General features: G+C 65.6%; 24 protein-coding genes. 11 read left to right on the top strand and 13 right to left on the bottom strand.

Annotated features, from left to right (window positions below; translation table 11 throughout):
- Positions 1–8: 8 nt before the first annotated feature.
- From ASC68_RS28345 to ASC68_RS14850, 3 genes are all read right to left on the bottom strand, one after another.
- Positions 9–152 carry a DUF1127 domain-containing protein gene (locus ASC68_RS28345; protein WP_082434123.1) on the bottom strand — a complete coding sequence of 48 codons (144 nt, stop codon included), beginning with the start codon at positions 150–152 and terminating at the stop codon, positions 9–11.
- A gap of 232 nt (positions 153–384) precedes the next feature.
- Complete coding sequence (locus ASC68_RS14845) at positions 385–1,179, bottom strand: carbohydrate ABC transporter permease (RefSeq protein ID WP_197421244.1); 795 nt, start codon at positions 1,177–1,179, stop codon at positions 385–387.
- Positions 1,179–2,030, bottom strand: coding sequence for a sugar ABC transporter permease (locus tag ASC68_RS14850; protein ID WP_055881276.1), 852 nt, complete (start codon positions 2,028–2,030; stop codon positions 1,179–1,181). Before ASC68_RS14850 ends, ASC68_RS14845 begins: the two co-directional genes overlap by 1 nt.
- A gap of 376 nt (positions 2,031–2,406) precedes the next feature.
- On the opposite strand from ASC68_RS14850, the gene ASC68_RS14855 reads away from it, so the two are divergent.
- The 8 genes from ASC68_RS14855 (at position 2,407) to ASC68_RS14890 (ending at position 7,493) form a co-directional block, all read left to right on the top strand.
- Positions 2,407–2,838 carry a MarR family transcriptional regulator gene (locus ASC68_RS14855; RefSeq protein WP_244488506.1) on the top strand — a complete coding sequence of 144 codons (432 nt, stop codon included), beginning with the start codon at positions 2,407–2,409 and terminating at the stop codon, positions 2,836–2,838.
- Positions 2,839–3,070: 232 nt separating this feature from the next.
- Positions 3,071–4,147, top strand: coding sequence for a 3-deoxy-7-phosphoheptulonate synthase (locus ASC68_RS14860; RefSeq protein ID WP_055880683.1), 1,077 nt, complete (start codon positions 3,071–3,073; stop codon positions 4,145–4,147).
- A gap of 257 nt (positions 4,148–4,404) precedes the next feature.
- Positions 4,405–4,953: a CDP-diacylglycerol--glycerol-3-phosphate 3-phosphatidyltransferase gene (gene pgsA, locus ASC68_RS14865; protein WP_055881279.1), complete on the top strand. Its 549-nt coding sequence runs from the start codon at positions 4,405–4,407 to the stop codon at positions 4,951–4,953.
- Positions 4,950–5,201, top strand: coding sequence for a MoaD/ThiS family protein (locus ASC68_RS14870; protein WP_055880686.1), 252 nt, complete (start codon positions 4,950–4,952; stop codon positions 5,199–5,201). Before pgsA ends, ASC68_RS14870 begins: the two co-directional genes overlap by 4 nt.
- 3 nt (positions 5,202–5,204) lie before the next feature.
- Positions 5,205–5,654 (top strand): molybdenum cofactor biosynthesis protein MoaE, encoded by a 450-nt coding sequence (locus ASC68_RS14875; RefSeq protein ID WP_055880689.1) that lies wholly within the window; start codon positions 5,205–5,207, stop codon positions 5,652–5,654.
- Positions 5,654–6,088: a VOC family protein gene (locus ASC68_RS14880; RefSeq protein WP_055880691.1), complete on the top strand. Its 435-nt coding sequence runs from the start codon at positions 5,654–5,656 to the stop codon at positions 6,086–6,088. Before ASC68_RS14875 ends, ASC68_RS14880 begins: the two co-directional genes overlap by 1 nt.
- Positions 6,085–7,005, top strand: a complete 921-nt coding sequence (locus ASC68_RS14885; RefSeq protein ID WP_055880694.1) for an aminoglycoside phosphotransferase family protein — start codon at positions 6,085–6,087, stop codon at positions 7,003–7,005. The genes ASC68_RS14880 and ASC68_RS14885 overlap by 4 nt, the downstream gene beginning before the upstream one ends.
- 2 nt (positions 7,006–7,007) lie before the next feature.
- Positions 7,008–7,493, top strand: coding sequence for a nucleoside deaminase (locus tag ASC68_RS14890; protein ID WP_055880696.1), 486 nt, complete (start codon positions 7,008–7,010; stop codon positions 7,491–7,493).
- Between the two features lie 174 nt (positions 7,494–7,667).
- On the opposite strand, the gene ASC68_RS14895 is transcribed toward ASC68_RS14890, so the two are convergent.
- Positions 7,668–8,573: a LysR substrate-binding domain-containing protein gene (locus tag ASC68_RS14895; protein ID WP_055880699.1), complete on the bottom strand. Its 906-nt coding sequence runs from the start codon at positions 8,571–8,573 to the stop codon at positions 7,668–7,670.
- Between the two features lie 95 nt (positions 8,574–8,668).
- Here ASC68_RS14895 and ASC68_RS14900 point away from each other — a divergent pair, with 95 nt between their 5' ends.
- Together ASC68_RS14900 and ASC68_RS14905 are read left to right on the top strand one after the other, a co-directional pair.
- On the top strand, positions 8,669–9,835 hold the full coding sequence (locus ASC68_RS14900) for an MFS transporter (protein ID WP_055880702.1): 1,167 nt from the start codon (positions 8,669–8,671) through the stop codon (positions 9,833–9,835).
- Positions 9,836–9,846: 11 nt separating this feature from the next.
- Complete coding sequence (locus ASC68_RS14905; protein ID WP_055880705.1) at positions 9,847–10,881, top strand: aldo/keto reductase; 1,035 nt, start codon at positions 9,847–9,849, stop codon at positions 10,879–10,881.
- Positions 10,882–11,120: 239 nt separating this feature from the next.
- On the opposite strand, the gene ASC68_RS14910 is transcribed toward ASC68_RS14905, so the two are convergent.
- On the bottom strand, positions 11,121–12,011 hold the full coding sequence (locus ASC68_RS14910; protein ID WP_055880708.1) for a branched-chain amino acid aminotransferase: 891 nt from the start codon (positions 12,009–12,011) through the stop codon (positions 11,121–11,123).
- Between the two features lie 203 nt (positions 12,012–12,214).
- On the opposite strand from ASC68_RS14910, the gene ASC68_RS14915 reads away from it, so the two are divergent.
- Complete coding sequence (locus tag ASC68_RS14915) at positions 12,215–12,667, top strand: MarR family transcriptional regulator (protein WP_055881282.1); 453 nt, start codon at positions 12,215–12,217, stop codon at positions 12,665–12,667.
- Positions 12,668–12,685: 18 nt separating this feature from the next.
- Here the strand turns inward: ASC68_RS14915 and ASC68_RS14920 are convergent, their stop codons facing one another.
- From ASC68_RS14920 to ASC68_RS14955, 8 genes are all read right to left on the bottom strand, one after another.
- Positions 12,686–13,012, bottom strand: a complete 327-nt coding sequence (locus tag ASC68_RS14920) for a GYD domain-containing protein (RefSeq protein ID WP_055880711.1) — start codon at positions 13,010–13,012, stop codon at positions 12,686–12,688.
- Between the two features lie 121 nt (positions 13,013–13,133).
- Complete coding sequence (locus ASC68_RS14925) at positions 13,134–13,400, bottom strand: YARHG domain-containing protein (protein WP_162247970.1); 267 nt, start codon at positions 13,398–13,400, stop codon at positions 13,134–13,136.
- A 72-nt stretch (positions 13,401–13,472) separates the two neighbouring features.
- Positions 13,473–13,814: a tRNA-binding protein gene (locus tag ASC68_RS14930; protein WP_156387342.1), complete on the bottom strand. Its 342-nt coding sequence runs from the start codon at positions 13,812–13,814 to the stop codon at positions 13,473–13,475.
- 13 nt (positions 13,815–13,827) lie between these two features.
- Positions 13,828–14,643 carry a pyrroline-5-carboxylate reductase gene (gene proC, locus ASC68_RS14935; protein ID WP_082528189.1) on the bottom strand — a complete coding sequence of 272 codons (816 nt, stop codon included), beginning with the start codon at positions 14,641–14,643 and terminating at the stop codon, positions 13,828–13,830.
- Positions 14,640–15,143 (bottom strand): YbjN domain-containing protein, encoded by a 504-nt coding sequence (locus tag ASC68_RS14940; protein WP_055880720.1) that lies wholly within the window; start codon positions 15,141–15,143, stop codon positions 14,640–14,642. Before ASC68_RS14940 ends, proC begins: the two co-directional genes overlap by 4 nt.
- A 466-nt stretch (positions 15,144–15,609) precedes the next feature.
- The gene (locus tag ASC68_RS14945) at positions 15,610–16,332 is read right to left on the bottom strand and encodes a metallophosphoesterase family protein (RefSeq protein WP_055880722.1); all 723 of its coding nucleotides are present in this window, start codon (positions 16,330–16,332) and stop codon (positions 15,610–15,612) included.
- Positions 16,333–16,382: 50 nt separating this feature from the next.
- A complete protein-coding gene (locus tag ASC68_RS14950; protein WP_055880725.1) occupies positions 16,383–17,096 on the bottom strand; it encodes a metallophosphoesterase family protein in 714 nt (237 codons plus the stop codon).
- A complete protein-coding gene (locus ASC68_RS14955; protein WP_055880728.1) occupies positions 17,093–17,332 on the bottom strand; it encodes an accessory factor UbiK family protein in 240 nt (79 codons plus the stop codon). The genes ASC68_RS14950 and ASC68_RS14955 overlap by 4 nt, the downstream gene beginning before the upstream one ends.
- Positions 17,333–17,493 lie beyond the last annotated feature (161 nt).

The raw sequence follows: 17,493 nt of genomic DNA on the forward strand, positions 1-17,493 counted from the left end.
AAAGCTGCTTAGTTGACCGCAGTACGGGCGACCGACTTGATGTCGTCGCGGGTGATGCCGAGGTCGCGAAGCTGGGTGTTGCTCAGCTGCGAGAGCTCACGGACGGTGCGGTTGTAGGCGGCGAACTGCGAGAGCTTCTGACGGATGTTCATTTGGTTTCCCCTTCTGTTTGGTGATGCTGATATAGGCCCACCAACCCGACCCAACCAGTAGGGTATTACGCACCCGAGCTATGCACCCTGTGCATGCCGTGCGAACCGGAGTTAAGTTTGCGTTCAGGATTGCAGGGGGTTGAGGGGAGCGCGACCGCCAAGCCATGCGTTTTCGTTCATAATGCATTCATATGACGAGCAGCCCGGCGGCAACCCTGTGGCAGATCCGTGGCTAGCCCTTGATGCCGCTCGACAGCATGATCGCCTCGGTCACCTTCTTCTGGAACACCAGGTAGACCAAGGCCACCGGCAAGCCGGCCAGCAGCGCCGCGGCCAGCCCGCCGACATCGAGATATTGCTCGACCAGGCCGATCGCCACCGTGACATTCATCAGCGGCTCTTTCGTCACCACCAGGAACGGCCACAGGAAGGCGTTCCAGGCGCCGATGAACACGATGATCGCCAGCGCCGCCGTCACCCCCCAGTTGACCGGCAGGTAGATGCTCCACAGCACGCGCGCATGGCTGGCGCCGTCGACCTTGGCCGCCTCGCTCAGTTCTTTGGGAACGCTGTCGAAGAACTGCTTGTAGACGATCACCGCGATGGGCGCGATCAGCTGCGGCAGGATCACCCCGGCCCAGGTGTTGATCAGCTTCCAGCTGTTCATCAGCAGGAAGTGGTTCACGATCAGCGCCTGTACCGGGATCATGAAGCTCGCGAGGATCAGGTACCACAGCGCCTTGCGGCCCCAGAACTCGAGCTGCGAGATGGCGTAGCCGGCGGCGGCGCTGATGGCGATCACCACCACGGTCACCGTGCCGGAGGTCACCAGCGAGTTGAGGTACCAGAGCCCGATCGGCGTGCCGAACAGCGCCTTGGCATAGACCACCAGCCCATCGAGCGGCGCCCCATCCACCTCTGGCGCCACCGTCGTCAGGATCGCCCAGACCAGCGGAAACGCCCACGCCACCGCTGCAGCAACCGTCAGCAGCGCCAGCACCAACCCGGCAAGGTTCAACCGGCGGATCATTTACGCGCTCGCAGCAGTTGGAACTGCAGCACCGACACCGCGGCGACGATGACGAACAGCGCCACGGCCACGGTCGCGGCATAGCCGCCCTGGTTGCGCTGAAAAGCCAGCGTGTAGATGTACTGCACCAGCACCATCGAAGCATCGACCCGGCCACCCTGCACCAGCAGGTACACCTGGTCGAATACCTTGATCTGCATGATCAGCTGGATGGTCAGCACCAAAGCCGTCACCGGCCAGATCAGCGGCCAGGTGATACTGCGGAACTGCATCCACCGCCCTGCCCCATCGAGCTTGGCTGCCTCATAGAGCTCAGCCGGAATGTTCTTCAGCCCCGCCATGAACAGCAGCACGTTGAAGCCGACCGTCCACCACACGGTGATGGTCGCGGCGATCGGCAAGACGAATGGCGGCCGGCCGAGGACCCGATCCGGCAGCACCAGCTGCCCCGGCCCATAGACGAACCAGGTCCAGATCGAGGTCACCGTGGTGACCGGCAGAATGTAGGGCAGGAAGAACACCGCCAGCACCACTGCCTGCCAGACCCCCTTGAGCCGCACCACCAGCATGGCGAAGCCGAGCCCCAGCAGCGTTCCCGGCACCACCGTCAGCGCCACGAAATAGGCGGTGTTGGCGACCGAGTTGCCGAAGCGCCAGTCGCTGAACAGCTTCAGGTAGTTGCTGAGCCCCACCCATTCGCCGGGCAGGATCAGCTGCCCATCGGTCAGGCTCATCGCCAGCATCTGCAGCGTCGGGTAGAGGAACAAGGCTGCATAGACGATGACGAACGGCGCCACCAAAGGCAGCGCCGCGCGGTTGTCCGGTTTCTTCCTGACGGGGGTGGTCATCGTCCGCGGCTTATGCGGGTTGTGACTTGGGAGATCAACGGCCATCGGCCGCTTGATAAGCGCCGCCATTCATCAAGCTGACGCACTGTAGTTACCCCAAACTCGATGTCATCCCAGCGAAAGCTGGGACCCAACTCTCCCCTGGCGCGGGCTGCGAAATGGGTTCCAGCTTTCGCTGGGTGCTAAAGCGCCGGGCCAAGCCCGATCGAAGCATTGATCGTACCCAGCATCCCCAGCCTGGTGTTGCCCACCACCACCCATTTGTGGTTGTTCGCTTGCGAACGCCCGCAAGGCGGATGCCGATATCGGAGCTATCCAATTTAGCTCCGCATAATTAGGATACTAGCTAATGGTAACAAGCGATCCAGCACACCTGATGCGCGATCTCACCCGGGACCTGCTGCTCACCGGGCGGCTGTGGCGCAAGATGGCGCGGGCCGTCGCTGCCAAGCATGGCGTGTCCGAGGCTGCCTCGGCGCCGCTGATCTGGATCGACCGTCTCGGCGAGAATGTGCGCCAGAACGCCCTCGCCGACGCCATCGGCATCGAAGGCGCCTCGCTGGTCCGGCTGATCGATGAGCTGCAGGCTTCCGGCCTCGTCACCCGCGAGCCCGACCCCACCGACCGCCGCGCCAACGCCGTCTCCCTCACCGACCGAGGACGCGAGGTCGTCGCCGAGGTCAACGAAGACGTGATGGCGCTCCGCCGCCAGGTGCTCGGCGCGCTCGACCCCGCCGATTTCGAGGCGGCGCTGCGCGTCTTCGCCGCCATCAAGACGGCGGCCGCCAGGGATGGCGGCGAGCAGTAGTATTCGACGAACGGATGAACTGAGCCCCGTGACAAGTCAGTAAAGCTCGGCTACAAACCCGCCCATGAACCTTCGCGCCGCCTATTCGTATTGGTATTTTACCACCGGAAGCCGCTGGCAGCCGAAGGGGCGCGTTTGACGTAAAACACCAAACCGAGATTTCCCAAAAAGCCGCCAGATCACCTGGCGGCTTTTTTGTCGCCGGTGCCGAGAACCCCGAGGAGCCGACGACATGCTGAAATCCACCGACGACCTGCGTATCAAACAGATCCGCGAACTCCGAACCCCCGAAGAGGTGATCCGCGAGTTCCCGCGCACCGACGCGGCGACCCGCACAGTGATCAGCTCACGCCACGCGCTGCACAACATCCTCCATGGCACGGACGATCGGCTCGCCGTCGTCGTCGGTCCCTGCTCGATCCACGATCCCAAGGCGGCGCTCGACTATGCCCGCCGCCTCGCCCCGCTCCGTGAGCGCCTGGGCGGCAGCCTCGAGATCGTCATGCGAGTCTATTTCGAAAAGCCCCGCACCACCGTCGGCTGGAAGGGCCTGATCAACGACCCCAATCTCGATGGCAGCTTCGATATCGATAACGGGCTGCGGCTCGCCCGTTCGCTGCTGCTCGAGATCAACAATCTCGGCCTGCCCGCCGGCTCCGAATTCCTCGACATGACCACCCCGCAGTTTTTTGCAGATCTGATCTCGTGGGGCGCGATCGGCGCGCGCACCACCGAGAGCCAGGTGCACCGCGAGCTCGCCTCGGGGCTGAGCTGCCCGGTCGGCTTCAAGAACGGCACCGACGGCAATGTCCGCATCGCGCTGGACGCGGTGAAATCCGCCAGCCAGCCGCACCATTTCCTGGCCGTGACCAAGTCCGGCCACTCCGCCATCGCGGCCACGACCGGCAATGACGACTGCCACATCATCCTGCGCGGCGGCAGCAAGGCGACCAACTACGATGCGCTCAGCGTCGATGCCGCCTGCAAGGAAGCCGAAAAGTCCGGCATCCGCCCGGCGGTGATGATCGACGCCAGCCACGCCAATTCGTCGAAGAAGCCGGAAAACCAGCCCATGGTGCTGGCCGAAGTCGGCGCGCAGATCGCCGCCGGCGACAAGCGGATCGTCGGCGTCATGGCCGAATCCAACCTCGTCGCCGGCCGCCAGGACCTCGTACCGGGCAAGGAGCTGGTCTACGGCCAGTCGATCACCGACGGCTGCATCGACTGGGACTCGACCGTCGAGGTGCTGGAAAAGCTGGCCGAGGCCGTGGAAGAGCGGCGCCGGGTGACGGGGCAGTTGGTGGCGTAGCAGACGCCACCGAAGCCGGCAGTCGGCGCCCCTCTCCCGCTTGCGGGGGAGGGGGGACCAGCCGAAAGGCTGGTGGGAGGGGTGGGGCACCCTCCTCCCACCACGCTTTCGCGTGGTCCCCCCTCCCCCGTAAACGGGAGAGGGTCGCCGACTGCGGGTCCCGAGTTCAACCTTCCCGCAACCCTGCCGCCCTGCCCTGCCTTGACCGCGCCACGGCGATAGCGTCTTCTCGCGGCATGCAAATTCCGCCGCAACTGATGACGCTTCCCAACCAGCTGACCATCGGCCGCATCCTCGCGATTCCGGTGATCTGCCTGTTCCTCGTTGCCGGCTGGGAGTGGCTGCGCTGGATCGCGCTGCTGCTCTACATCGCCGCCGCCGTTTCCGACTGGCTCGACGGTTTCCTCGCCCGCCGGATGAACCTCAACTCGGCGCTCGGCAAGATGCTCGATCCGATTGCCGATAAGCTCTTGGTCGGCGCGCTGCTCATCACCTTTGCCTGGACCCGCGATCTCAACGGCTGGGACCTGATCCCGGCCATTGCGATCATGCTGCGCGAGATCTTCGTTTCGGGCCTCCGCGAGTATCTCGGCAACCGCTCGATCAGCGTGCCCGTCACCTTCCTCGCCAAGTGGAAGACCACTGCCCAACTCGTCGCGCTCGGCCTGATCATCGCCGCCCCGATGCTGCTCGGCCTCGGCTTCATCAGCCACGTGGTCCTGTGGATCGCCGGCGGGCTCACCGTCTGGACCGGCTGGGAATACCTGCGCTCCACTTGGCCGCATCTGTCGGGACCTGAACTATGAAGATCCGCTATTTCGCTTGGCTGCGCGAGCGCCTCAACCGCGGTGAGGAAGACGTTACCCCGCCGGCCGAGGTGATCACCGTCGGCGACCTGATTCAGTGGCTGAGGGATCGCGACGAAGCCGCTGATCTGGCGATGCAAAAGCCCAGCCTGATCAAGGCGGCGCTCGATACCGAAATCGTGCCGCACTCGACCCCGATCGGCAATGCCAAGGTCATCGCCCTGTTTCCGCCGATGACCGGCGGCTGACCCGTGTCGGTCCGCCTGCAGCAGGCGCCCTTCGATCCGGGCGCCGAGGCCAATGCCTTCCTTGCCGCCTCGGCCGGCGCCGGCGCTGCGGTCACCTTTACCGGCCTCGTCCGCTCGCGCCCCGATGATCCGGTCAGCACGCTGACGCTCGAGAGCTACCCCGAACTGGCGGAAGCCCAGATCGGCAAGGCCATCGCCGAGGCGGTGGTGCGCTTCGGCCTCATCAAGGCATCGGTCATCCACCGCTATGGCCAGCTCGCTGTGGGCGAGCCCATCGTCCAGGTGATGACGCTGGCCCCGCACCGGCAGGCCGCCTTCGACGGCGCCTCCTTCCTGATGGATTATCTGAAGACCGACGCCCCGTTCTGGAAGAAGGAAGCGACGCCCGAAGGCGAGCGCTGGGTCGAGGCCAAGCCCGAAGACGACGACGCCCGCGCCAAATGGAACAAATGATGACCGACACCCGCCCACCCTTCTCGCTCGTGGGCATCGACCACGTCGTCTTCCTCGTCGACGATCTCACCAAAGCCACCAGGTGGTACGCCGCCGTGCTCGGCTGCCAGCCCGGCTATTCGTATCCGGCGCTCGGCATGGAGCAGGTCTGGTGCGGCGCCGCGCTGATCGTCCTCTGGGACATCACCCATCCGGGCGCGGCTTCCGCCATCCCGCCGGTCAAGGGCGGCCGCAATGTCGACCATGTCTGCATTGCGCTCTCGCCCTTCGATGAAGGCGCCATGCGCGCCCACCTTGCCGCGCACGGTGTCCGCATCGAGCGCGAGGCCCTGCATGGCGGGGCCCGCGGCATGGGCAACTCGTTCTATGTGCTCGATCCCTGGGGCAACAAACTCGAACTCAAAGGGCCGGCCGTCTATCCGGATGGGCAATGAGCGCCGAACCGGATTTCGCCGCCCTCGCGGCTCGCATCGTCAACGAGCGGCTCGGCTGGTCGCCTGAGCACGTCGAGCGCTTCGCCACCGGCGCCGCGCATTACGTCTTCGACGTCTCGTCTCCCGGGCGTGAATCGGTGGTGGCGCGCCTCGGCCACCCCTATCGCGCCGCGGGTCTCGCCGAGGGCGCCCGCCTGATGGCAGAGCTCCACGCGCTCGGCGTACCGCTGCCCGGGGTTATCGCCCATGGCAGCATCGATGGCTTTCCCTACATGCTGATCGAGCGGCTGCCGGGCACCGATCTCGGCAATGTCGTGACCGAGCTCACCGACCCGCAACTGCGCGCCATTGCCGAGAACGTCGCCGCCGCGCAAACCGCCGCGGCAAAGTCCCCTCCTGGCAATCGCTACGGCTATGCAGCGACGCCCGAAACCGCGCCCCACGACCGCGGGTCGGTGCAGCGCCTCACCGCCGCGGCCTTGTTCGACCCGGCGGTGCTCGCCCCGGTCGGCGCGGCGATCGAGCGGCATCGGGCCGAACTCGATACGATTCCGGCAACGCCGTTCCTCCACGATACCACCACCCGCAACGTCATCATCAGCCCCGAAGGCGGCTTCTCCGGCATCGTCGATGTCGATGATCTCTGCTTCGGCGACCCGCGCTACGCCCCGGCGCTCACCCTTGCAGCACTCACCTCGATGCGGGGCCCCAAACACTATGTCGACTACTGGATGGACGCGGCAGGCCACCGCAACGACCACATCTTCAGCCTCTATGTGGCGCTCTTCCTGCTCGACCTGATGAGCGAGCATGGCCACGTCTTCAACGGCAATGAGCAGCCCTCGACGCCGGAAGCCCGGGCCGTCCTGCTTGATGCACTGACCTTCGAAACCGCCCGCCTCGCCACCTGGAGCTGACGATGAACGAGACCGACCACAAGCATCTGCTGCGCTGCGCTGAGCTGGCGGAAACCGCGCTCAGCACCAACAATGATCCGTTCGGCTCAATCCTCGTCTCGGCCTCCGGCGAAGTGCTGTTCGAGGAGCACAACTGGGAGTCCACCGGCGATGCGACGCGGCATCCCGAGATCGATATCGCCAAATGGGCAGCGGCCAACATGAGCGCCGCCGAGCGCGCCGTCGCCACCGTCTACACCTCCGGCGAGCACTGCCCGATGTGCGCCGCAGCCCATGCCTGGGTTGGGCTCGGCCGCATCGTCTACGCCGTCTCGTCGGCGCAACTGACCGAGTGGCGGACCGCCATGGGCGATGGCCCCTCGCCGGTCAACGGACTGCCGATCTCGGCCATCGCGCCGGGGTTGCCGATCGACGGCCCGGATCCGGCGCTGCAGGACCGGATGCATGAGCTGCATCGGCGTCGGCACGAGATGCGGTCGCGGGGGTAATGGCCGTCGGCGCTGGTGGCTGTGGACCCCCACCCTTGATCCCTCCCCGCAAGGGGGAGGGAGACGCAGATTGAGATGTTGGTGTGAGGGTCTCCCTCCCCCTTGCGGGGAGGGGACAGGGGTGGGGGTCAGCCCGCACGGCGCCGTTTGGACACACCAAGAGCGCGCCCGCCCTCACCCCACCCGCCCCCGCTCCGCCAAGAAATCCAGCAGCACCCGCACGCGGGCCGGCAGGTACCCGCCCTGCCCGCTGAACACGGCGTGGAAATCCTCGAGATCGCCGGGGTTCTGCGCCTCCAGCACCGGCACCAGCCGCCCGGCGGCGAGGTCGTCGCGCACCGTGAAGGCGGCGAGCCGGGTGATGCCGACGCCGGCCACCGCCAGCTGCCGCAACGCCTCGCCATCGCTCGCCTGCAGGTTCCCCGCCACCGGCACCGAAACCAGCTTGTTGCCCTCCTTGAGCGGCCAGCCCTCGACCGTCCGCCGGTAGCAGAAGTTCAGCCGGTTATGCGCTTCGAGCTCGGCGGCGCTCGCCGGCGTGCCATGGCGTTCGAGATAGGCCGGCGCCGCGACGATCACCATGCGCGTCGCGCCGAGCTTTCGCGCCAAGAGGCTCGAGTTCTTCAGCGGCCCGGCCCGCACCGCCACATCGGTGCGCTCGGCGTAGAGATCGACGATCGCATCGGTCTGCACCACGTTGAGGCTGATACCGGGGTAAAGTGCCAGGAACTCCGGCAGCAGCGGCGTCAGGATATGGGTGCCGTATGAGGCGCTGGTGTTGAGCCGGATCCGCCCGGCCGGCTGCTCGGTCGCCCCGGCGCCGCGCTCCGCCTCCTCGAGATCGGCGAGAATCCTGAGGCTCGACTCGTAGAACGCCGTGCCCTCCGGCGTCAGCTGCAGCGTGCGGGTCGAGCGGCTGAGCAGCCGCGTGCCGAGCCGCGTCTCGAGCCGTGCCATCAGCTTGCTCACCGCCGAGGGCGTCATCCGCAGCGTCCGCGCCGCCGCCGAGAAGCCGCCCATATCGACCACTCGCACGAACACGTCCATCTCGCCGAAGCGGTTCACCTCATTGCGCGACATGTGAACTCAACTCACAAAAGCTGTTCCCTGAGGCAGTCTAGTTCATCGAGCCCGCGAGGTCCATTTCTGCGCCCTGACCAGTTTTCAGGTGCATCATGCCACTCGCTCTCTATGCGCTCACCGCCGGTGCCTTCGGCATCGGCGTCACCGAATTCGTCATCATGGGCCTGCTGCTCGACGTCGGCGCCGATCTCGGCGTCAGCGTCGCCATGGCGGGCCTGTTGATCTCCGGCTATGCCCTCGGCGTCGTCGTCGGCGCCCCGCTCCTCACCTCGCTCACCGCCCGCTGGCCCAAGAAGACCACTTTGCTGGTGCTGATGGCGATCTTCACCCTCGGCAACATCGCCTGCGCCATCGCGCCGAGCTACGAGACGCTGATGGCGGCGCGTGTCCTGACTTCGCTCGCCCACGGCACCTTCTTCGGCGTCGGCTCGGTGGTCGCCACCAGCCTCGTCGCGCCGGATCGCCGGGCCTCGGCCATCGCGGTGATGTTCACGGGCCTCACCGTCGCCAACATCCTCGGCGTGCCGTTCGGCACCTGGCTCGGCCAGCTGACCTCGTGGCGCACCACCTTCTGGGTCGTCGCCGCCATCGGCATCGTCGCCATGCTGGTGATCACCGCCCTCGTCCCCAGGGATCAGGCCGCGCCCGAGGCCGCCGACTGGCGGGCCGACCTTCGCGCCATGCTGCGCGGGCCGGTGCTGTTCGGGCTCCTCCTCACCGTGCTCGGCTTTGGCGGCGTGTTCACCGTCTTCACCTATATCGCGCCCGCCCTCACCGAGGTCAGCGGTTTCCCCGAAGCCATGGTCTCGCCGATCCTCCTGGTGTTCGGCGGCGGCCTCGTCGTCGGCAATCTGCTCGGTGGCAAGCTCGCCGACCAGAACCTGCTCTGGAGCGTCCTCTGCACCCTCGCCGCCCTCGGCATCGTCATGCTCGCAATGAGTTTTGCCCTGCCCAATCCCATCACCGCGGTCATCGCGATAGGTCTCCTCGGTGCGGCCGGCTTCGCCACCGTGGCGCCGCTGCAGCTCTGGGTGCTGGAAAAGGCCGGCGGCGCCGGCACCAGCCTCGCCTCCTCGCTCAACATCGCCGCCTTCAACCTCGGCAATGCGCTCGGCGCCTGGCTCGGCGGTGTCGCCCTCGAACAGGGGCTTGGGCTCACCGCCCTGCCACTGGTCGGCGCCGTGCTGCCGCTGCTCGCGCTCGTGCTGCTGCTGGTCAGCCTGCTGCTCCGCCGCCACGCCCCACTCGCCACCAACTGAAAGTCGACATCATGGATTACCGTACTCTCGGGGCCTCCGGCTTAACGGTCCCCGCCCTCAGCTTCGGCGCCGGCACCTTTGGCGGCTCCGGCCCGCTGTTCAGCCACTGGGGCACCTCCGACGAAGCCGAAGCCCGGCGCCTCGTCGATATCTGCCTCGAGGCCGGCGTCACCCTGTTCGACACCGCCGACGTCTATTCCGACGGTGCTTCCGAACGGGTGCTGGGCGCCGCCCTCAAGGGCCGCCGGCACCAGGCGCTGATCTCCACCAAGACCGGCCTGCCGATGGGCGATGGCCCGACCGAAGCCGGCACCTCTCGCGCCCGGCTGATCCAGAGCGTCGACGCTGCCCTCACCCGCCTCGGCACCGACTATATCGATCTGTTGCAGCTGCACGCCTTCGACGCCGCGACGCCGGTGGCGGAAACCCTTGGCACGCTCGATGACCTCGTCCGCGCCGGCAAGCTCCGCTATATCGGCGTTTCCAACTTCGCCGGCTGGCAGCTGATGAAATCGCTCGATCTCTCGCACCGCCACGGCTGGTCTCGCTACGTGGCCCACCAGGTCTACTACTCGCTGCTCGGCCGCGATTACGAATGGGAGCTGATGCCGCTCGGGCTCGACCAGGGCGTCGGCGCGCTGGTCTGGAGCCCGCTCGGCTGGGGCCGGCTCACCGGAAAGCTGCGCCGCGGCCAGCCCCTGCCCGAAGGCAGCCGACTGCACAACACCGCCGAGTTCGGCCCGCCGGTCGACGACGAAAAGCTCTATGCCATCGTCGACGTGCTGGACGAGATCGCTGCGGAGACCGGCAGGACCATCCCGCAGATCGCCCTCAACTGGCTGCTGCAGCGCCCGACGGTCTCCTCGGTGATCATTGGCGCCCGCAACGAGGAGCAGTTGCGCCAGAACCTTGGCGCCATCGGCTGGTCGCTCGATGCCGGCCAGATCGCCCGGCTCGACGCGGCGAGTGCGGTCACGCCATCCTATCCGCGCTTTCCGTACTACCGGCAGGCCGGCTTCGCTCGGCTGGACCCGCCGGCGGTGTGATTTTCACCCATCTCGCGACCACCGTGGCTTTCCCCTCATCCGGCGCTACGCGCCACCTTCTCCCCGACGGGGAGAAGAATTCGGAGAGTGTGGAGACTCACCACTTGTTCCTCTCCCCGTCGGGGAGAGGGTGGATCGCGCGTAGCGCGAGACGGGTGAGGGGTTGGAGGGCACCAAGCTCAAAAACGAAAGGCCCGCTGCAATAACAGCGGGCCTTCCCAATTTCGATGCGCCAAAACTTACTCGGCTGCGACCTTCTTCGGGGTCACGGCTTCCGCGTAAGCGTTGATCAGCGTGGTGCAGGCCTTGGCTGGCTTGAACTTGTACTCGCCGATCTCGCTGACCGGCGTCACTTCCGCCGCCGTGCCGGTGAGGAAGCATTCCTCGAAATCCGCCAGCTCTTCCGGCTTGATGTGGCGTTCGACCACCTTGTAGCCGTTCTCGCGCGCCAACTGGATCAGCGTCTGCCGGGTGATGCCGTTGAGGAAGCAATCCGGGGTCGGCGTGTGGATTTCGTCGCCTTTGACGAAGAACACGTTGGCGCCGGTGGCTTCAGCAACCAGCCCGCGATAGTCGAGCATCAGCGCATCGGCATAGCCATTGGCCATCGCCGCGTCTTTGCTGAGCGTACAGATCATGTAGAGGCCGGCGGCCTTGGCCGAGGACGGGATGGTCTCCGGGCTCGGGCGCTTCCAGCGGCTCCATTCGAGGCGGATGCCTTTCAGCTTTTCCTCGACCGAGAAATAGCTTGGCCACACCCAAGCGGCGATGGCGAGGTGCACCTTATTGTTGCGGCCGGGAACCGACAGTTCCTCCGAGCCGCGCCAGGCGACCGGGCGGACATAGGCGTCGACGAGGCCGTTCTTTTCGAGCACCAGGCGCTTGGCCGCTTCGATCTCATCGACCGAATATGGGATAGTGAAATCCAGCGTCTTGCCGCTCTGGATCAGGCGCTCGCTGTGCTGGCGCGACTTGAAGATCTCGCCGCCATAGGCGCGCTCACCCTCGAACACCGAGCTCGCATAGTGCAGCCCGTGCGTCAGCACGTGGATCTTGGCGTCCTTCCAGGGAACCATCTGACCATCGAACCAGATCCAGCCTTCACGCTGGTCCATTGGCAAGCCTGCCATCTCAATCTCCCACTCGTCTGGTGCGGCCCTTCGGGTCCGCCGTGTTGTTGCCTGTGATCCTGCCCCACCGGCTTGCTATTGGCAAACCGGAACGGCTTTGGGATAAGGCAAAGAGCTGTGTTTTCGATGGGGTGATGATGGCATCGGGCAAAATAAATGTCAACAAGGCTGACATAAATTTGGCGCAGGCCGGCGAGCCTGCCATGCCGCTCGACGTCATGGGCTTGTTCTTCTTCGCTTACCGGGACTTCGTCGGCGATGCTGATGCACTGCTTGAACGGCAGGGCTTCGGCCGCGCCCACCACCGGGTGCTTTATTTCGTCAACCTCAGGCCCGGCATGCCCGTTGCCGACCTGCTCGATATCCTGAAGATCACCAAGCAGAGCCTCGCCCGCGTGCTGCGCCAGCTGGTCGACAATGGCTATGTCGAGCAGAAAACCGGCGAGACGGACCGCCGCCAGCGCCTGCTCTATGCCACCGAGAAAGGCCGCGGCCTGTTCGAGACCCTCTCGGCCACCCAGACCAGCCGCATCGAAGCCGCCATCGCCGCCCTGCCCCCCGAAGGCAAGCGCACCGTGCTGCGGTTCTTCGTCGGCATGGTGGAGCCGGAAGATCGCGGGCTGCTGGATCGGCTGAAGCTGACCGAAGAGCTGTAAGCCAGCAAGCCGCCGCTGCTAGGCTCCCGGTTGCCGATAGCCGACAGTTTGCGCACGGCTCAGTGCGGCCAGGGTCTCCTCCACCGTCAGCAGGGGCGTCGTCTCGAATTCGGCCACCGCGCCTCCGCCTCCGATGGCAATAGCCACGGCGGCCATGGCAATATTATTGGGCGCCTCCCACAGGTTGTACCCATCATGCGCCCCGAACGCGTACCAGAAGCCGTGCAGCTTGCCGCCTACGGATTCGATGTACTTGCGTGCAGCCTCGCGGCGGTCTTCCGGATTCTTCGTCAGTCGCGCCCAAGTCTCCGGCGTGTAGCTGAAGCGTGTCAGATAGAGTGCCATGGCTGAGCTCCTCTGCTCTTTCCCAAAACACTCAACCCTACAACCCTTGGCACGCCGAGGGTATGGACGAACTCAGGGGTGGATGGTAGCGCTGTCAGCCGCGTGGCGACCACCGGCGCCGTCAGTTCACCTTGCAGCCGCGATCGTCTTCTTCTTGTTTGATCGCTTCGATCTCGCGCCGCTCGGCCTTGGAGAATTTGGGCTTCCTGGTCCAGCAATCGTCGTTGTCGAAATATTCCTGGGCGAGCTCGGTCGAGAAGCAGTAGCCATTGTCGTCGTAGATGGTGTTGCGCGCCATCCAGAGGTCGAAGCACGACTCGGCCAGGGTCTGGCCAGTCATCGCGCCCAGCAGGCCGAAGGCCAGCACGGCTGGGAGAATGCGTTTCATCTCAATCCCCTCCTTCATCTTTCCCTTGGGCGGACCGGCATCTCAGCGATCCCCAAGCGGGAGAGGATCATCCTACATCAGCTTCTTGCCGTTGGGCACGCCACGCTCGACGGCGGCGAGGACGATAGCACCACCTGCGTCCTCGTAGCCCAGCGTCAGCACCTCGCTGCGCACCGGGCCGATCTGGCGGGGCGGAAAATTGACCACCGCCATCACCTGGCGGCCAACCAGCGTTTCCGGCGTGTAGTGCACGGTGATCTGCGCCGAGCTCTTCCTGATCCCGAGCTCCTGCCCGAAATCGATCAGCAGGATATAGGCGGGCTTCCGCGCCTCGGGAAACACCCGGGCTTCGACGATCGTGCCGACGCGGATATCGACCTGCTCGAACTCGGCATAGGTGATCTCAGCCATCAGCCAGCACCGACCTTCAGGCCCGCCCGAGTTCTTCCGAGCGCTGCCGCGCCGCGCGCACCGCCCGGTCGAGCAGCGGCTCGAGCCCGTCGGGCGCCATCAGCACCTGCAGCGCTGCGTAGGTCGTGCCCTTGGGCGAGGTGACGTTCTCGCGCAGCGTGCCGGCCGGCGACGGATCGGCATCCATCAGCGCCGCAGCGCCGGTGACCGTCGCCCGCGCCAGCTGCATCGCCTGCTCTTCGTCGAACCCCTGGCGCCGCGCCGCGGCAGCCAGCGCCTCGACCATGTAGAACACGTAGGCCGGGCCGGAGCCCGAAACCGCGGTCACCCCGTCGATCTTGGTCTCGTCGTCGAACCACATCACCTGGCCGGCGGCGCTGAGCAGCGCGTTGGCGGTTTCGCGGTCTTCCTCGGTGATCGACAGCCCCACGGCCCCGGTAATGCCACGGCCGACCTGCGCCGGCGTATTGGGCATGGTGCGGATGACGCGCTCGGTCTGCAGCCCCTCGGACAAGCCGACCAGCGAGATACCGGCGGCGATCGACAGCACCAGCGTATAGCTGCCAACGATCGGCTGGATCTCGGCCATCACCTCGTAGATCACCTGCGGTTTCACCGCGAGCACCAGCACGTGAGTCAACACGCCAAGCGGGCTCGCCTGCAGGCGAATGCCGTGCTCGGCGGCAAACTGCGTCGCGAACTCCGAGGGCTGCGGGTCGCACAGCACCAGCCGGTCCGCCGGCAGACCGCCGGCGATCCAGCCGCGGGCCAGCGCGAGGCCCATCTTGCCGGCCCCGACCAGAACGACGGGGCCGATATCTGATAAATTCAAGCTTCGCCTACCGTTTCGAACATCACCTGGCTGAGCGCCTCCGAGGCGCCCTTTCCAGCCCATATCACGAACTGGAACGCCTGGTAGTAGAGATCGCAGCTGTCGGTGGCCGAGCGCAGCAGTGCCTCGCATTGCTGCGGGCTCACTTCGGCGCCACCGGTGAGCAGGTGCGAGTTGCGGAACAGCACCACGCCTTCATGGTTCCACATGTCGAAATGGCCGATCCACAGCTGCTCGTTGATCAGCGAAATCAGCTGCTTCACTTCGGTGCGGCGGGTGTCCGGCACCTTCAGGTCGAACGCCGCCGCGATGTGCAGCGACTCCAAGTCTTCCATCCAGTTGAAGGACACGTGGTAATCGGCCCAGTTCCCGCGCACCGAAATGGAGATTTCGTCGGCGTCCTGCCGCTCGAAGTTCCAGTCGTTGATCGAAGCGATATGCTCGATAATGTCGACCGGATGCACCGTGCGGTCCGGTTCCAGTTCCAGAAGGTGTGCCATTGGCTGAGCGTCCCATTGGGCGAAACGTTTGAAGGCCGGCCGGTTCCCCGGTCCTACGCGTTACTTGCAAGAACTCGCACGCAGGAAGCCTACGAATCGTCCCTATGGAGGAACGCTACACTGACGCCCCGATTCCGGGGATTGTGCCGCCAGAGCCATCCAAGGCTTTCTTCTGTGGATGATCCGGCTCGAAGGGTTAACAGGGTCTTAACTACCCGAGTCTGTCCCCACCCGATTTGCGCGATTTTGGCACATCGCCAAAGGCCCGACTCGGCATACAATGCGCGGCGCTGCATGACGAAGCTGTCACAGACGATGCTTCAGTGGGCGCCCAAGTTCTCCTCCATCCTCGATCGTCATCCCAGCAAAAGCTGGGACCCATTCATCCGCTCGCGCCAAAGCTGTGAGTTGGGTCCCTGCTTTCACAGGGATGACACCGAGTTGGTGGGTCGATTGGTTCGAAGCCTCAAAACAACCCGATCGCGCTGGCCCAGCCCGTGCGGATCGCCTCGGCCCATTGTGGAAAGCCATTGGCGATCACCTGCTGCGCCGCGGCCTCGAAGTCATAGGGCACGGCGCGAATGCTGGCCGACCATTGCCCGCCATGCCGCTCCAGCACCGCATAGCGTGCATCGGGCGCCCCGTAGTTGAACTGCAGCCCCACCGAGCCCGGGTTGACCACCAGCCGCCCGTCGCGCAGCCGCACAATGCGCGACACATGGGTATGGCCGCAGAGCAGCACCGGGAAATCCAGCCCATCCGCCTTCGCCGTCACGCTCGCTTCGCCCGGCATGGTCACCGTGCGGTCGGTCCACCAGGCGTCGAGCCACGGCTCTTCGTCGCTGGTCGGGGTGCCGTGGCAGAGGAACACTTCGCCCTCGATATCGCGGGTCGCCGGCAGGCTCCTCAGATAGTCGTAATGCACCGGCCGCAGCCGCTCACTGACGAACCTGTCGACCGGTTGTTTCGATGCCGGCAGGCCGTTGGCGATGTAGCGGTCGTGGTTGCCGATGACGGTGGGGTAGTTGCGCTCGATCAAGAGGTCAGCCGTGCCCACCGGATCGAGGGGTCCGGCGAACAGGTCGCCCAGGTTGATCGTGGCATCGACCCCGACCATGGCGATACTGGCCTCGACCGCCTCCAGCGCCAGCCGGTTGCCGTGGACGTCGGAAATAACCGCGATTCTCATGGCTGCACCGTTCCCAGCAAATGCGGCGACCAAAAGTCTTCTGAACGTCCCTACAGCCCCTTGGGGCTGGCCCAACCTGAGGTTAGCGCTTCTGCCCAGGCCGGATAGCCGCGCTCCAGCGCCTGCTTTGCCGCGGCAGCGTGGTCATAGGCAACCGCGCGCAACTCCGTATTCCACCCGGCCCGGCGCTTCTCGATGATGGCGTAGCGCGCATCGGGCGAGCCGATCTCGAACGGCAGCCCGACGCTGCCCGGGTTTACCACCAGCCGCCCATCGGCGAGCCTCAGGCTGCGCGGCACATGCGTATGGCCGCAGAGCAGCACGTCGTGATCGAACCCCACCGCTTCCGCCTCGATATGGTCGCGCGCATGCATGGTCGCGATTGTGCCGACCATGGTGTCCATGAAGGAGGTGTTGTCGTCACGCGGCGTGCCGTGACAGAGGAACACGTCCTCTTCGAGCAGCAGCGTCGCCGGCACCGAGGCCAGCCACTGCTGCTGGCGCGCATCGAGCATGCCGCGCACCAGCGCATCGATGTGCCAGTCCTTGTCGCGCCCATCGGTGATGTAGCGATCGTGGTTGCCGCGCACGGCAGCCAGCCCGAGCTCGATGAAGCGATCGGCCACGCCCAACGGATTGCTTGGCCCGCTCAGGAAATCGCCGAGCGCCACCGTCGCCTCGACCTTCTCGAGGGCAATATCGTCCAGCACGGCATCCAGCGCTTCGAGGTTGCCGTGGACGTCGGAAAGAACCGCGATCCTCACTTGGACTTAAGGCCCTCGACCTGCGCCTTCAGCTCCTTGAGCTCGGCGCTCTGCGCCTGCACCAGCTCGCGCAGCGCGTCGTAATCCTCGCGTTTGACCAGGTCCATGTCGGCGACCAGCCGCTCGAGCTGCGATTTCACCGCCGTCTCGATCTCGCGGCGCACGCCATCGGCGACGCCGGCGGCGTTGTTCATCAGCTTGCCCAGCTCGTCGAATATCTTGCCACCCTGGGTCATCGTCCGTCCTCGCCTTCACAATTGTGCTCGATATCTAGGCTGCCGCCGGTGCCTTGACCAGACCATAGCGGTGGCTAAAAGGTCTCAGCCTCCTCGTCGCAATCTCGCCCACCCCGGCGGGCAATGCGCATGGGAGTGGATTTTCTCGACCCGGAGCGCGT

The organism is Devosia sp. Root105, assembly GCF_001424865.1.
In the GTDB taxonomy this organism is placed as follows: Bacteria; Pseudomonadota; Alphaproteobacteria; order Rhizobiales; family Devosiaceae; genus Devosia_A.